The organism is Streptomyces sp. NPDC088794 (genome assembly GCF_044750545.1).
Lineage (GTDB): Bacteria > Actinomycetota > Actinomycetes > Streptomycetales > Streptomycetaceae > Streptomyces.
This window is the reverse complement of sequence record NZ_JBIVKB010000016.1, coordinates 91,461-105,906: the sequence shown is the minus strand read 5'-3', so window position 1 is coordinate 105,906 and position 14,446 is coordinate 91,461. Positions and strand designations below refer to the sequence as shown.

The window sequence follows — 14,446 nt, the reverse complement described above, 5'->3', positions numbered from 1 at the left end:
CATGTCCGACCACGAGCGTTCCAGCGGCTCGGGACGGCTGCTGATGGGCGTCGCCTGGGCGCTGCTGCTCCTCGGGCTGTGGCTGTGGGGACGGCAGGTCACCGACATACGCCAGGGGATATCCGCGCCGACCACCGGTGACATGGCCGCCGTCGGACGGCCGCCGGAGGTCGAACTGCCGCCCCCGGCAAGCCCGTTGGGCGACGCCCTGCCGCAGCGCGTGGACATCCCCGACCTCGGTGTGCAGGCGCCGGTCGTGGCCCGCGGCCTCGACGGACAGGGCGCGATCGATCCGCCGCCCTTCGACCAGGCGGGCGTCGTCGGCTGGTACGCGGCCGGCGCGAAGCCGGGCGCCAAGGGGGCCGCGCTGCTGGTGGGGCACGTCGACACCGAGACCCGGCCGGCCGTCTTCTACAAGCTCAGCGCGCTCAAGCCCGGCGAGACGATCCGGGTGATCCGCGCCGACGGCAAGGTCGCCGAGTTCACCGTCGACGACGTCACTGTGCTGAACCGGACCGGCTTCGACGCCCAACAGGCCTACGGACAGCGCGAGTCGGGCCGCGCCGAGCTGCGGCTGATCACCTGCGGCGGCACCTTCGACCGGACCAGCCGCAGCTACACGGCCAACGTGATCGTGTCCGCGTACCTCACGGGGACCGGCCTCTGAGCGGGCGGCTCGTTCGCATGACGGCACCGGCTCGACAGGGCTCGATCGACTCACGCCGGATCTCTGACGGCACCGGGCCCTGCCTCCGGTGGCACCTGAGCCCGGTCGACGACCCGCTCCCCCCGAAAAAGCCGTCGACCGGGCTGGTCCTCGACCGCGCTCGCACGGGCTGCGGGAGTAGCCCGGCGACCGCGCGGGAGGCTTTGACCGACCGGGGGCTGGGGTCGTCTGAGAAGACTTTAGAACGGATGAGCGCCCCGGCCTAGAGGCCGTTCGACGCCAAGTCCCCGACCGGTGGCTCTCGGTCATCCACGCAGGTGGTACGAGCCTCTACAACTGCCCCGGCCCGGACGGACCCCGAGCCGCGGTGCGCAGCTCCGCGTCGTCCACCGTCCCGTCGACCACCGCGCCCGCCACCTGGTCCAGGGTCAGCCGTCGGCGCCGCGCGTACCGCCGCAGCGCCGTGAACGCCTCCGCGGTGCCGGTGCTCCAGCGCTCGGCGAGCATGCCCTTGGCCTGTTCGATCCGGATTCGGCTGGACAGCGCCTCCTGCAACTGCGCCGACAGCGTGCGGTACCGGGAGTACCCGCGGTGGTTGACCAGCCCGACGGCCGCCGCGTCGGCGAGCGCCTGCGCGACCGACAGCTCCGGCTCCCAGCCGTCGTTGCCGCCGCCGGTGTCGTCCGCCGCGAACACGTTGAGCGCGCCGAGCGCCGTCCCGCGCCGGCGCAGCGGTACCGCGAACGTGGTCGTGATGCCGTGGTCGAGCGCGACACCGGTGAAGGCCGGCCAGCGGGCGTCCGCGTGCGCCGCCCGCACGGAGACCGGTGCGACCGGGCGCCCCGAGCCGTGGCTCTCCAGGCAGGGCCCGCTGTCGGACTGGGCCCGCAGCAGGTCGAGCGCGACCTCCCGTGCCCCGCCGCTGCCCGCCAGCGCCACCGTCCGCTCCCCGTCGACGAGCATGATCCCGGCCGCCCGCGTGGCCAGCAGCTCCACGCAGTGGTCGGCCACCCGCCGCAGATGGACCGTGGCCTCGAAGTCCTCGGCGAGTGTGTCCGCGGCCTCCACGAGCGCTGCCGCCAGCCGCAGTTCCCGGGTGGTGTCGTGCATGACCGCGCACTCCCTTTCCCTGACCGCCCGCCCCTGCCGCACACCTACCCCACCATGGGTGCTGTAACAGCTCCCCGACAAGGCTCGGGCGATCTCGTGGCCGTGGCGTGGCGTATGTCAGGATTGACACTTGGAACGGTGCACCCAAGGGGGAGTTGGATGTACGGCAGCAGGGGGGCCGGAGTGAGGGCTTCCGCGACAGTGCTGGGGGCGGCACTGATCATCGCGGGATGTTCCTCCTCATCGGACGACGGCGAGCAGGACGGCGCCGGCGCCACCATCACTCAACAGCCCAAGGAGAGCGACCCGTTCTGGGTCAACCCCGACGGCAACGCGGCCCAGCAGGTGGCCGCCTACGCGAAGTCCGGAAAGGACAAGGACGCCGAGCAGATCCGCAAGATCGCCGAGCAGCCGACCGGTGAGTGGATCGGCCCGGAGAACCCGAAGGAGGAGGCACGGGGCTTCACGGAGGCCGCCGACAAGGCAGGCCGCACCGCGCTCCTGGTCCTCTACAACATCCCGCACCGCGACTGCGGCCAGTACTCACAGGGCGGCGCCGCCGACGGTGACGCCTACCGGGACTGGATCGACGGGGTCGCCGCGGGCATCGGCGACCGCGCGGCCACGGTCGTCCTGGAGCCGGACGCCGTACTGCACCTGGTCGACGGCTGCACCCCGGACGAGTTCCACGAGGAGCGCTACGACCTCCTCAAGGGCGCCATCACCAAGCTCACGTCCCTGAAGTCCACGAAGGTGTACCTGGACGCGGGCAACGCGGGCTGGGGCCACCCCGACGAGATCTTCGAGTCCCTGCAGCTGGCGGGCGTCGAGGACGCCGACGGCTTCGCCGTCAACGTCTCCAACTTCTACTCGACCAAGGACTCCATCACCTACGGCAAGCAGCTCTCCGGAAAGGTCGGCAACAAGCCCTTCGTCATCGACACCAGCCGCAACGGCAACGGCCCCTACACCGGCGGCGACGAGGACGAACGCTGGTGCAACCCCCCGGGCCGCGCCCTGGGCGAGACCCCGACGACCAAGACGTCGGACGACCTGGTGGACGCGTACCTGTGGGTCAAGCGCCCGGGAGAGTCGGACGGCGAGTGCAAGGGCGGCCCGAAGGCGGGCGAATGGTGGCCGACCTACGCTCTGAAGTTGGCCAAGGCGTCAGGTACCTAGGGGCGCGGGGAACTGCGCGACCAGCCACAGCGCTCCCGCGCCCGACCACCAACTCGCGGGAGCGCTACGGCACCTTCACCCACTGTGCCTCGCTCGGCGTCCCCTGATCGTCGTCCACGAACACCATGTACCACCCCGACTGAACAAGGTTCTTGTTCTTCGGCACGGTCACCTTGATCTTGTTGCCGGACGTCGTGAAGTCCAGCGCGATCGACCGCTGATCCACATCGGTGACGTGGGTCGACGCGCTGGGCCTGATCATCCGCACCTTCTTGATCGCCGAGGCCTGCGGAGACGTGAACGTCCCCGAAGCGCCGCGGGCGATCGTCTGCGGACCGCCCGACAGCGACGGCCGGGAGTCCCGGTACAGATACGGCGGCGTGTAGATCTCGATCCGCTGCTCGAACTTGCCCGGCTTGGTGTCGGCCTTGTCGGCGTACAGCGAGTCCGACCCGAAGAACATCACGCGTCCGTCGGGCAGCAGCAGCGACCCGGAGTGGTAGTTGCGGCCCACCAGCGGGTCGGCGACCTGGTCGAACGTGTTGGTGTCCGGGTGGTAGAGCCGCGCCTGGAGGATGTTGGAGTTGCCCCGCCCGCGGTAGTCCTGCGAGCCGCCCGACACCAGCACGCTGTCGTCGGGGAGGATCGAGGCCTGCGGATACCGCGTGCCCTTCTCCAGCGTCGGCCCGTCGGTGAACGTCGGGTTCTTGTCCTTGAGGTCGATCAGCCGCGTCTTGTTGCTGGACTCCTTGGACTCGCCGACCCCGCCGCCGCCGATCACCATGAACTTCTCGTCCTGCGCCGGCGGCAGCAGCACCGTGCCGGACGTCTCCATCTCCTTGTCGTCGCTGAGCCCTTGGAGCTTGGTGAACTTGTTGGTGTCCACGTCCCAGACGCCGGGCTCACGGCCCACGTTGTCCGGCCCGTACCCCGCGTTGGACCCCGAGTAGAAGATCTTGCCGTTCTGCATCAGGAACAGTGCCGGGTAGGTCGGGAACTGCCGGACCGTCTTCAGGTACGTCCACTTCTTGGTGGCCGGATCGAAGGTCTCGTTCTTGCCCGGCACCAACTGCCCGATGTCGTCGAGCCCGGAGACGCTGAGGATCTTGCCGTCCGACAGTGTCGTCAGCGTCGGGTACCAGCGGGCCTCGTTCATCGGGTCGACCTTGATGTACTTCTCGGCCACCGGGTCGAACTCGAAGGCGTCCCTGATCCCCTGGAAGTCCTTCTTGTCCAGGGCGAGCTTCTGCGCGATGCCGTAGGTGTTGCGGGCGTCGGTGCCGGTCAGGCCCTGGATGCGGTAGTTGTCCTGGGTGCCGGTCTCGTACTTGGTGCCGCTCTGCTTGGCCTCGACGTAGATCCGGCCGAGCCCGGGATCGTTGCGCAGGAAGGCGCCGGTCTTCTTGTCGAAGACCTTCTTCGCGCGCGGCACGAGCACCGGGTCCTTCGACACGAAGGTCTTGCCGTTCTCTTTGCCGGTGAACTTGGTGCCCGCCGGCAGCGTGATCGGCGCGTCCGGGTTCTCGTTGTGCACCACCATCAGGCCACCGGCCTTGGTGACGTCACCCTTCAGCTTCTCGTACCGCTTGGTGCCGCCGGCGATCAGCAGATTGCCGTTGGCGAGCTGCGTGTGCCCGGTGCAGAACAGGTCGGCCGGGGTGGGCACCTTCTTGATGGTGCCCTTGACCGGGTCCCAGATCCGGGTGTCGAACTTCTTCGCGTCGAAGTTGTCCTGGTTGTTGCCCGAACCGGCGACGAGCAGCACCTTGCCGGTGCGCAGCAGCGCCGCGTGGATGGTGTTCAGGCGGTACTTCTCGGGGAAGTCGACGATCTGCCAGTGCCCGTTGTCCGCCTTGTACTCAGGTCTGTTGATCTTGTACTGGTGGTATTTCTCGGTCCCGAAGCGGTACAGCCACGGCCCGTTCATCCCGGCCAGCGCGAGCACCACCACCGTGCCGATCGCGAGTCGACGGGCCCGGCGGTGGCCTGCACGGTCGTTCATTCCTTACGTCCCCCGAGTCCACCGAGTGCGATCTGCATGGTCTGGTCGTTGCCACCGCCGGAGGAGGCCCAGCTGGGCTTCTGCCCGCCGCCGTGCGGCGCGTGCTGCGCGGGCAACGGCTGTGCCTGGTACGGCTGCTCGGCGGCCGACGGCTGCGCCTGCGGCGGTATCGACGCCGGCGGCCGCTTCTTGGTCTGCCGCAGCTCGTACCGCCACGCGATGATCGGCGAGGCGGTGATCAGCAGGGCGAAGGTGGCCCACACGAGCATGGCCGGGTGGCCGTGCCCGAGGGTGAGACCGGCGGCGATCGAGGCACCGAAGACCAGGATGAAGAACAGGTGGATGCGGAAGGTCCCGAACAGCGTGTCCGGGCTGGCCGAGTCGCCCTTGGGCGTCACCACGAACTTGCTCTTGCGGCGCAGCACGGTGTCCAGCAGCGAGCGGGCGTAGATCGGCGCCGACAGCGCCGACATCACCATGCCCGCCACCCCGCCGGAGCCCTCCGGCTCGTGCGGGGAGACGTTGTGCCGCCGGTTCCAGACGTACAGGCCGATCTGGAGCGCGGACGCGTTGCCGTACAGCATCAGCCAGACCGTCGGGTCGATGTTCACGCCCGAGGCGCCCAGGCCCAGGAACAGCGCACAACTCAGCGCCGCCAGGATCCAGTTGAGGGCCGACATCGGGTAGAAGATGATCATCATCGTGTAGTTGAAGAGCTTGCTCGGCGGAAGCGAGTACCAGCCCTTCCAGTACTGCTTGAGGATCGTCTCGTACGTGCCCCGCGACCAGCGCAGCTGCTGGGTGAAGAAGTCCGTCCAGGCGCCCGGCCCCTCACCGACCGCGAGCACGTCCGGCGTGTACACCGACCGCCACTTCTTTCCCGTCGCCGGGTTCTTGGCGCGGTGCATCTCGAAACCGGTCGCCATGTCCTCGGTGATCGAGTCGTACAGGCCGCCGATCTGCTTGAGGGCCCTGATGCGTACGGCGTTCGACGTGCCCACGAACATGGGCGAGCCGTACCGGTTGCCCGCCCGTTGGATGAGGGCGTGGAAGAGGAACTGCTGGGACTCGGCGGCCTTGGTGATGGGGTTGTCGTAGTTGCCGTACACCTGCGGGCCGATGACGAAGCCGACGTCCGGGTCGCGGAAGAAGCCGAGCATCCGCTCCAGGTAGTTGGGCAGCGGCACGTGGTCGGTGTCGACGGAGGCGAAGAAGTCGTACTGGTCGCCGTGCGCGTCCAGCCAGGCGTTGTAGTTGCCGTGCTTGGTCTTGGCGCGGTGCGCGCCCTTGGCCTGGTTCCACTGCGCGACGCCCTTGCGGGAGAAGTGGTGCACACCGAGCCGGGCGCAGACCGCCTTGACCTCGGCGTCGTCGCCCTCGTCCAGCAGCCAGACGTGCAGCAGACCCCGGTGCCGCAGCCGGACGGCCGCTTCCAGGGTCTTGGTCACCATCTCCAGGGGTTCCTTGCCGGGCACGTACGTCGTGATGAACGCCACTCTCGTGCCGGTCTCGGGCACCACCGGGATGGGGTCGCGGGCGACCAGGGTGGCGTGCGCGTTCGACAGCACGTTCATGCAGCGGAAGAACTCGATCAGGCCGATCGAGACGAGCATCACTATGTCGAGGGCCGGCAGGAAGGCGAAGGCCGGGTAGTCGCGCTCGGTCCAGTGCTCCGGCTGCAGCAGCCAGCCGAGCAGGACCAGGGACAGCAGCGGCGCGGCGCCCAGCATGAGCGCGGCCCGCAGCCGGTGCGGCTCCTGCGACAGCAGCGAGCGGTACTGCACCTTGTACGGCTTGCTCGGATCGGGCTGTGTGAGGGGACCGGCCAGCCGGCTGTAGTGCTCGTAGTCGTATCTCGGCAGTGTCTTCTTGATCCGGCGGAACTGGCCCGTCTGGCTGTTTCGGTGCGAAGGCACTCTGAGCTGGGTGGTTTCTGACGGGTCGAAGTTCTGCCGGGCGCCCGTCGGCGTCGACGTCATGAGTCATCCCCCCACACGCGGGTCACCCGCGTGTTGTGTCGGTTCCTTCCGTCCGCGGCGAGTCCCCCTCGACTCACCACGCACGTGTCAGTGGCGGGCCACAGTCACCACATTTTGCACACTCTTAGACATGGAACTGTGCCCTTCCGGTTGCATGATGCCCCCCTCGGCATCGCCTCGTGAACGGGGCCCCTCTCCCCGCAGACCCGGCAACCGGTTACTTGATCCCCCAACTGCCGCGTATCCGCAGCATCTTGAAAAACAGGGTTCTACGCCGTTCATCATGATCGCAAGATGCGAAACGCGGTGTTTACCGGTCATACGCGTTCATTGTGGCGCCTGTGGGGGTCTTGTGGATCGGTTGTGGACAGCCGGGGCCGGGTTGTGGACAACCGGGCGCGGATGTTCCCGAAGTGTTCCCTTATCGCCTCCTCCGCCCGTATCGCACCGCCCGATCGCACCGCGTCGAGGATGTCCCGGTGCTGCCGGCAGGTCACTTTCGGATCCTGCGGCACGCCCCCGAGATCCGTGTGCACCCGGTGGAAGGCGTCCCAGAACGCCTCCAGCACCTCACCGAGCAGCACGTTGTCCAACCCCCGGTAGAGAGTGGCGTGAAATGCCCGGTCGGTCTCGGCGAGACCGTCGCCTCCGGCGGCTGCCTGCCGATCCATACGTGCCACGAGCGCGTCCAGTTCAGCCAGGTCCCGCTCGGGCAGCCGGCCCGCGAGCCGGGAGATCAGTCCCGTCTCCACCGCCTCGCGCAGTTCGAGCAGCTGGAGCAGGCTGTCCTCGCCGCGGTAGTGCCCGGCGACCGTACGGAAGGCGAGGCCCTCGATCATCGGGGCCAGGGACATCGCGCCGACGTAGGTGCCGTAGCCGTGCCGGATCTCCACGATGCCCATCGCCTGCAGCGCCTTGAGCGCCTCCCGCACCGAGTTCCGGCTCGCGCCCAGATACGCCATCAGTTCGGGCTCGGTCGGCAGCGGCGCCCCGGACCCGAGCCGGCCGTCGATGATGAGCTTCTTGATCCGCTCCTGGAGGTCACGCGCTGCCATGGCGAGAGGGTATCCGGCCACGCAGAAGAAGGTCCCCCATGTGTATGGAGGACCTTCTTCTCTACGTGCGCCGCCAGGGACTCGAACCCCGGACCCGCTGATTAAGAGTCAGCTGCTCTAACCAACTGAGCTAGCGGCGCGCGCTGACGGGTCAACTCTACCGGATCTCCAGGGGTGCTCCGGACCAGCCGGGCGGCCCGCCGGGACCGCTCCCCGGGGCGGCTTGTACATCATTCGGACCGTCAACATGCGCGTCGGGAAGACAGTTGGGAAACTGATCAACGTGCACACGCGCGGCCATTTCCATCTGGAGTGTGAGGGGTATCGCATGGAGACTCCGGTATTCGAGGAATTCGATCCCGCGAGCGACTGCGACTGCCCCGGATGCGCCCACTGGCGCACGGTTCTGCCGTATGCGCGAGCGTCCCGGCATCCCGCGGCGCACCGCGTGGTGATCGTGGCGGCCGCCGCCTCCGCGGCCCTCGGCGCGAGCGGTGCCGTACCCGCGATCGCCGCCCCGCACGCACCCGCGCGGCCCGGTGTTCCCGCAGGTGACGAGCCCGACACCCCGCAGGGCAGCAAGGCCCCGCTGCACGGCCCGAGCGGGCACCCGGCCAAACCGCCGGCCGCGGTCAAGGCGCCCGCGACCACCCGTTCGGAGATCATCAGGCGGGCCAAGACCTGGGTCGCCGCTCAGGTGCCGTACAGCATGACCGCGTATTGGTCCGACGGTTACCGCCAGGACTGTTCGGGCTTCGTCTCGATGGCCTGGACGCTGCCAGGAAACGAATGGACGGGCAGCCTCGACCAGTACGGCGACCGCATTCCCAAGGAGGATCTGCAGCCCGGCGACATTCTCCTGTTCCACAATCCGTCGAACCCCGAAAAGGGCTCGCACGTCGTCATTTTCGGCGGCTGGACGGACTACACGCACACCTACTACATCGCCTACGAGCAGACGCCCCCGCGCGCCCGCCGACAGGCCACCCCCTACGCGTACTGGAGCCACTCGGACCAGTACGTCGCCTACCGCTACAAGGGCCTCGCGCCGGACACCGCCGGGGCGGAGGCCCCGGGCGTCCCGGTCACGCCCACCGGCCCGGCCAAGTCGACGCTGTACCCAGGAACGGGGTCCTTCGGTCCCGGCGCGAACAACAAGTACGTCACCCAGCTCGGCACGATGCTCGTCGCGCGCGGTGCCGGGCGCTACTACACGACCGGTCCCGGCCCGCGCTGGTCGGACGCGGACCGGCGGGCCACCCAGGCCTTCCAACTGGCCCAGGGCTGGCGGGGCGCCGATGCCGACGGGCTGCCCGGACCGCTGACCTGGCAGCTGCTGGTCACCGGGAAGGGCAAGAACATCACGGCCGGGGCGGCGGGGCCGCCGGCGCCCTCCTCGCACGGGACGCCCTCCTCGCACGGGGTCCCCGCCTATCCGGGCCGGGCGGCCTTCCGGCCCGGCGCGAGCAGCGGCTACGTCACGCAGCTCGGGAAGCAGCTGGTGAAGAAAGGGTTCGGCAAGTACTACACGACAGGACCGGGGCCGCGCTGGGGCGAGGCGGACCGACGCAACGTCGAGGCGTTCCAGCGAGCCCAGGGCTGGCGGGGCGGCGCGGCGGACGGCTACCCGGGCCCGGAGACCTGGCGACGGCTCTTCTCCTGAGCGAGCGTCCGTTGTCCTCGGCACCCGCAGTCCTCACCATCCGCAGTCCTCACCACCCGCAGTCCCGATCACCCGTTGTCCCATCCGTTGTGACGCATCTGGCGCGGAGGCTGGAGGCACCCATGAGTACGACGACCACTTCACACACGCCCGAGTCCGAGGGACCCGCGGAGGGCCAGCAGGCCCGCGCCGCGCGGCTCATCCAGAACGAGGCGACCACCGAGATCCCCGTCCACCTGCTGTTCCGTGACGAGCCCGACCCGGTGTCGGTGCCGCTGAAGCCCGCGGTCGTGGGGCGCCGGCAGGGCACCGGCGAGCAGCCGCGCTTCCGGCGCCCCGCGCCCGTCGCGCCGCGTCCCGCCCCGCAGGTCGACCCCGATCTGGCGGAGCGCCCGGCCCACGTACTGCCCGCGACGCTCGGTGTCCTCGCCGGGAGCTGCGGGGCGGCCGGCTGCCTGGCCGCCTCGTGGTGGGCCGGCATCCTGCCGCCGCTCGCCGCGCAGGCCCTGCGGCTGCCCGAGTACGCGGGGGCCGGGCTCGGTCCCCTCCAGTGGGCGGCGTACGCGGGAGCCGGGGCGCTCACCCTGTTCGGCTTCGGCGGACTGGCCCGCGGGCGGACCGGACGGGCCTGGGTGCTCGGTCTTTTCGGCCGCTACCGGGGGACCGTCCGGCGTACCGGTCTGATGTGGGTCAACCCGCTGCTGCTGCGCCGCCGGGTCGACGTACGGCTGCGGCACTGGCGCAGCGAGCCGATGCAGGCGGCCGACGGGAACGGGGTCGCGCTGCGGGTGGTCGTCCTGGTGGTGTGGCGGGTGCGGGACACCGCGCGGGCCACGCTCGGGGTCGAGGACCACGAGACGTATCTGCGCGAGTGCGTGGAGGCGGCCCTGGCCCGGGTGCCGGTGGAGCCGCCGGGCGGCGCGCGAGGGGCGGGCGACACGGCGGCCGAGGCACTGACCCGGCTGGTGACGGCCGACGCGGCGCCGCTCGGCCTCGAGGTGTTCTCGGTACGTCCCGTGCGCACCGAGTACGCCCCCGAGGTGGCCGCCGCGATGCACCGCCGCCGGCTCACCGCGCTGGACGCACAGCACCGGGCGTCCGTGCTGACCTCGGTCGTCGACTCGGTGGAGGACACGGTGACCCGGCTGACCATGCGGGGCCTGGTCGAACTGGACGACTACGAACGCAAGGCGCTGGTCAAGGACTTGACGGTGGCGTTCTGCGCGGGACGGGGCGAGACGGGGCAGTGACGTGCCCCGGATCGGCGCCGGTGATCGCCGCTGCCAGGCACAGATGATCGCCTCCGTCCGGCACGGGTGAACGGCCTGGAACCGCCTTCGGAATTGACCTCTGCGATTGGTATGGACATGTTCAACTAACGGCAATAACCTGGGACTTGGTCTAGACCTGCACGCCTCACGGAACTTCCCCCACGTTCTCCAGGGAGCGGCAGCATGCGCAAAAAGACCAAGGTGTCCGCAGTCGCGGTGGGTCTCGCCACCACCGGAGCCCTCGTGCTCTCCTCCGGCGGTGCGAGCGGCCACGGCTACACCGACCTCCCCATCAGCAGGCAGAAGCTCTGTCAGAACGGCACCGTGACCAACTGCGGCGACATCCAGTGGGAGCCGCAGAGCGTCGAGGGCCCCAAGGGCTTCCCGGGCGGCGGACCGGCCGACGGCCAGATCTGCAACGGCGGTGTCAGCAGGTTCTCCCAGCTCAGCTCGTCGAGGACCCCCTCGGGTGGCGCCTGGCCCACCACCAGGGTGACGGGCGGTCAGAGCTACACGTTCCGCTGGCAGTTCACCGCCATGCACGCCACCACCGACTTCAAGTACTACGTCACCAAGTCGGGCTGGAACCAGAACCACAACCTGGCCCGCTCCGACCTCAACACCACACCGTTCCTGACGGTGCCGTACAACAACCAGCGCCCGCCGTCCACGCTCTCCCACAGCGGCACCCTGCCGAGCGGGCTGAGCGGTCACCACGTGATCGTCGCCGTATGGACGATCGCCGACACGGCCAACGCGTTCTACGCCTGCTCCGACGTCACCTTCTGAACCTTCTGACCGGAGTCGTCCCACAGGTGTGCGGAGTCACGGCCGGGTCCCCGGCCGTGACGACCGCGGCGATTGTCGGTCTACGAGTTCGGCGTGGACAACGACGGCGACGCGGTGAACGACCTCGCCTTCCGGGTGCGCTTCTCGCCGGTCGAGGGCGCCACGCAGAGCGCGAGTGTGCAGCAGGCCACCGGCCGGGACGCCGCGGCCGACGTCGAGGCCGGCGAGACGATCGTCTCGGACGCCCCCGTCACCTTCGGCGCGGAGCCGCAGGTCGGCGTCTGGGCCCGGGGCCGCCCGACGGACTGAGCCCGCACGACGACCTCCAGTCCGACTTCCCCTTCCTGGGCGACCCGCACTGAACGGTGTCCGCAGACATCGCCGAAGTCATGTCCGATCTCTGAGCATTTCTTGAGCGAACACTGCCCGACCTGGGGGTACGTTCCCTGCACACCGGCCGCATCGGCTGTGCAGGGAGTTCGGGGGACCCCATGGAAGCGTTCTTCTACATCGTGCCGTCGCTCATGCTCGCCGTCGCGCTCCTGGGCGCCACTGCGGTGGTCCACCGCGCCCGGCAGGTCGACCGTGCCTGGACCAGCGGCCTCACGGCCGAGGCCCGCTGCCTGCGGACGTACGCGACGACCAGCGGCGGCGGCGACAGCATGGTGCACACGACCCTCCACCACGTCTACGAGTTCATGACCCGTGAGGGCCGCGTCGTCCGCTTCGAGGAGGGCGGCGGACCGGGCACGATCCTGGAGGGCGACATCGTCACCGTGCGCTACGCGGCGGACCGCCCCGACCGGGCCACGGCGAAGACCCCGGCGCGCGGCAGACTCGCGGCGGGCACGGGCTGCCTGCTGGCGTTCCTCGGCGTGATGGCCGCCTTCTGCATCGCCTTCATGATCGGCGTCCACGAGGCCTTCGACCTGGCGGGCGACTTCCTCCAGCCGTAGTCTCCACATCTGACGGTACGTCAACTACCGTGCGCCCTCATGGAGTCGACAAGGCCGACCGGGCGTACCGTCGCCGAACTCGTACAGGCACGCTGGGGTGACCACCGCCCCGGGCTGTGGTGCGAGGACCTGGTCCTCACCCACCACGAGGTGGCCGCCGGTGCCGCGGCCCGCGCGGCCCTGCTGGCGGACCTCCTGCCGGCCGGTGCCGAGCCCCACGTGGGCGTGCTGCTCGACAACACCCCTGAATACCCACTGTGGTTGAGCGCCGCCGCCCTCGCCGGGGCGGCCCTGGCGGGCATCAACCCCACCCGCCGCGGCCCGGAACTCGCCCGCGACATCCTGCACACCGAGTGCCGGGTCCTGCTCACGGAACGGGCCCACCTCCCGCTCCTCGCCGACCTCGAACTCCCGGGCGTGCGGATCCTGTTGACGGACACGGAGGAGTACGAGGTGCTGCTCGCGTCGTATACGGAATCCGAGCCGGACGCCTCCCGCGCGACCCCCGCGGACCGTTTCCTCCTCTACTTCACCTCGGGTTCCACGGGCGCCCCGAAGGCGGCGATCTGCACGCAGGGCAGGCTGGCCGCGGCCGGGCGTTCCCTGGTCACCCAGTTCGGAGTGGGCCAGGGCGATGTGCACTACATCTGCATGCCGATGTTCCACGGCAACGCGGTGATCGCCGACTGGGCGCCCGCGCTGGTGGCCGGCGCGGGCGTGGCGCTCAGGCGCCGCTTCTCGGCCTCCGGTTTCCTGGCGGACGTACGCCGCTACCGGGCGACGTACTTCACGTACGTGGGCCGGGCCGTGCAGTACGTCCTGGCCACCGAGGAGCGCCCCGACGACCGCGACAACCCGCTGCGCCTCGGTTTCGGCACGGAGGCGGGAGCGGTGGACGCGGCGGCCTTCGAACGGCGCTTCGGGGTACGGCTGGTGGAGGGATACGGGTCCTCGGAGGGCGGCGCGGCGGTGCAGTGGTCACCGGGAACGCCGACCGGCGCGGTGGGCCGGGCGGCACCTGGGCTCGCCGTACTCGATCCGGAGACGCGGGCGGAGTGCCCACCGGCGGCCTTCTCCCCATCCGGCCGACTGCTCAACGGGGAAGAGGCGATAGGGGAGTTGGTGAACCGCGCCCCCAACCCCTTCGAGGGCTACTGGCGCAACCCGGAGGCGGACGCGGAACGGCGCCGGGAGGGTTGGTACTGGACCGGCGACCTCTTCTACCGCGACGGCGACGGCTACCTCTACTTCGCCGGCCGCGCCGACGACCGCCTCCGCGTCGACAGCGAGAACCTGGCCGCCGCGATGATCGAGAACATCCTCGCCCGCTACGAGGGCGCCGACGCCGTCGCCGTGTACGCGATCCCGGACCCGGTCACCGGAGACCAGGTCATGGCGGCCGTCGCCGGCAGGTTCGACCCGCTCGACTTCGCGAAGTTCCTGCTGGCGCAACCCGATCTGGGCACGAAGATGGCACCCCGTTTCGTGCGCGTTGTGGAGCGGATGCCGGTCACAGCCACGAACAAGATCCACCGAGCCCGCCTCCGCCAAGAGGGCATCCACTGCACGGACCCGGTCTGGTGGCGCCCACCGGGCGAGACCACCTACCGCCGGTTGACCACCGAGGACGCCGAAGGGCCCCTCGTCTCCACGAGAGGCCCTTCACATGTGCGCCGCCAGGGACTCGAACCCCGGACCCGCTGATGCTGCATCTCCCGGGGGATAACCCCCGGACCCCCAGCCCACCCGTGCGGAGCCGACGAGAGCCCGTGCCG

At 69.9% G+C, this 14,446-nt stretch carries 12 protein-coding genes and 1 tRNA gene; 8 read left to right on the top strand and 5 right to left on the bottom strand.

Annotated features, from left to right (window positions below):
- Position 1: 1 nt before the first annotated feature.
- The gene (locus ACIP6U_RS36730; protein ID WP_401726925.1) at positions 2-667 is read left to right on the top strand and encodes a class F sortase; all 666 of its coding nucleotides are present in this window, start codon (positions 2-4) and stop codon (positions 665-667) included.
- 330 nt (positions 668-997) lie between these two features.
- Here the strand turns inward: ACIP6U_RS36730 and ACIP6U_RS36725 are convergent, their stop codons facing one another.
- Positions 998-1,777: a GAF and ANTAR domain-containing protein gene (locus tag ACIP6U_RS36725; protein ID WP_401726923.1), complete on the bottom strand. Its 780-nt coding sequence runs from the start codon at positions 1,775-1,777 to the stop codon at positions 998-1,000.
- Positions 1,778-1,936: 159 nt separating this feature from the next.
- On the opposite strand from ACIP6U_RS36725, the gene ACIP6U_RS36720 reads away from it, so the two are divergent.
- The gene (locus ACIP6U_RS36720) at positions 1,937-2,956 is read left to right on the top strand and encodes a glycoside hydrolase family 6 protein (protein ID WP_401726921.1); all 1,020 of its coding nucleotides are present in this window, start codon (positions 1,937-1,939) and stop codon (positions 2,954-2,956) included.
- Between the two features lie 64 nt (positions 2,957-3,020).
- Here the strand turns inward: ACIP6U_RS36720 and ACIP6U_RS36715 are convergent, their stop codons facing one another.
- The 4 genes from ACIP6U_RS36715 to ACIP6U_RS36700 form a co-directional block, all read right to left on the bottom strand.
- Positions 3,021-4,958: a galactose oxidase-like domain-containing protein gene (locus ACIP6U_RS36715; protein ID WP_401726919.1), complete on the bottom strand. Its 1,938-nt coding sequence runs from the start codon at positions 4,956-4,958 to the stop codon at positions 3,021-3,023.
- A complete protein-coding gene (locus ACIP6U_RS36710) occupies positions 4,955-6,937 on the bottom strand; it encodes a glycosyltransferase family 2 protein (RefSeq protein ID WP_401726917.1) in 1,983 nt (660 codons plus the stop codon). Before ACIP6U_RS36710 ends, ACIP6U_RS36715 begins: the two co-directional genes overlap by 4 nt.
- A gap of 317 nt (positions 6,938-7,254) precedes the next feature.
- Positions 7,255-7,992, bottom strand: a complete 738-nt coding sequence (locus ACIP6U_RS36705) for a FadR/GntR family transcriptional regulator (protein ID WP_401726915.1) — start codon at positions 7,990-7,992, stop codon at positions 7,255-7,257.
- 66 nt (positions 7,993-8,058) lie between these two features.
- Positions 8,059-8,132: transfer RNA gene (locus ACIP6U_RS36700), tRNA-Lys, on the bottom strand.
- 188 nt (positions 8,133-8,320) lie between these two features.
- On the opposite strand from ACIP6U_RS36700, the gene ACIP6U_RS36695 reads away from it, so the two are divergent.
- The 6 genes from ACIP6U_RS36695 (at position 8,321) to ACIP6U_RS36670 (ending at position 14,375) form a co-directional block, all read left to right on the top strand.
- Positions 8,321-9,655, top strand: coding sequence for a peptidoglycan-binding protein (locus tag ACIP6U_RS36695; RefSeq protein WP_401726913.1), 1,335 nt, complete (start codon positions 8,321-8,323; stop codon positions 9,653-9,655).
- Between the two features lie 122 nt (positions 9,656-9,777).
- Positions 9,778-10,905: an SPFH domain-containing protein gene (locus tag ACIP6U_RS36690; protein ID WP_401726911.1), complete on the top strand. Its 1,128-nt coding sequence runs from the start codon at positions 9,778-9,780 to the stop codon at positions 10,903-10,905.
- A 204-nt stretch (positions 10,906-11,109) separates the two neighbouring features.
- Positions 11,110-11,715 (top strand): lytic polysaccharide monooxygenase, encoded by a 606-nt coding sequence (locus ACIP6U_RS36685; RefSeq protein WP_401726909.1) that lies wholly within the window; start codon positions 11,110-11,112, stop codon positions 11,713-11,715.
- Between the two features lie 93 nt (positions 11,716-11,808).
- A complete protein-coding gene (locus ACIP6U_RS36680; RefSeq protein WP_401726907.1) occupies positions 11,809-12,024 on the top strand; it encodes a hypothetical protein in 216 nt (71 codons plus the stop codon).
- Between the two features lie 182 nt (positions 12,025-12,206).
- On the top strand, positions 12,207-12,671 hold the full coding sequence (locus ACIP6U_RS36675; protein ID WP_401726906.1) for a DUF3592 domain-containing protein: 465 nt from the start codon (positions 12,207-12,209) through the stop codon (positions 12,669-12,671).
- A gap of 39 nt (positions 12,672-12,710) precedes the next feature.
- Positions 12,711-14,375, top strand: a complete 1,665-nt coding sequence (locus ACIP6U_RS36670; RefSeq protein WP_401726904.1) for a long-chain-fatty-acid--CoA ligase — start codon at positions 12,711-12,713, stop codon at positions 14,373-14,375.
- Positions 14,376-14,446: the final 71 nt, after the last annotated feature.

Coding starts and splice junctions, on each gene's coding strand:
- ACIP6U_RS36730 (WP_401726925.1), top strand. CDS start 2: ATGTCCGACCACGAGCGTTCCAGCGGCTCGGGACGGCTGCTGATGGGC.
- ACIP6U_RS36725 (WP_401726923.1), bottom strand. CDS start 1,777: ATGCACGACACCACCCGGGAACTGCGGCTGGCGGCAGCGCTCGTGGAG.
- ACIP6U_RS36720 (WP_401726921.1), top strand. CDS start 1,937: ATGTACGGCAGCAGGGGGGCCGGAGTGAGGGCTTCCGCGACAGTGCTG.
- ACIP6U_RS36715 (WP_401726919.1), bottom strand. CDS start 4,958: ATGAACGACCGTGCAGGCCACCGCCGGGCCCGTCGACTCGCGATCGGC.
- ACIP6U_RS36710 (WP_401726917.1), bottom strand. CDS start 6,937: ATGACGTCGACGCCGACGGGCGCCCGGCAGAACTTCGACCCGTCAGAA.
- ACIP6U_RS36705 (WP_401726915.1), bottom strand. CDS start 7,992: ATGGCAGCGCGTGACCTCCAGGAGCGGATCAAGAAGCTCATCATCGAC.
- ACIP6U_RS36695 (WP_401726913.1), top strand. CDS start 8,321: ATGGAGACTCCGGTATTCGAGGAATTCGATCCCGCGAGCGACTGCGAC.
- ACIP6U_RS36690 (WP_401726911.1), top strand. CDS start 9,778: ATGAGTACGACGACCACTTCACACACGCCCGAGTCCGAGGGACCCGCG.
- ACIP6U_RS36685 (WP_401726909.1), top strand. CDS start 11,110: ATGCGCAAAAAGACCAAGGTGTCCGCAGTCGCGGTGGGTCTCGCCACC.
- ACIP6U_RS36675 (WP_401726906.1), top strand. CDS start 12,207: ATGGAAGCGTTCTTCTACATCGTGCCGTCGCTCATGCTCGCCGTCGCG.
- ACIP6U_RS36670 (WP_401726904.1), top strand. CDS start 12,711: ATGGAGTCGACAAGGCCGACCGGGCGTACCGTCGCCGAACTCGTACAG.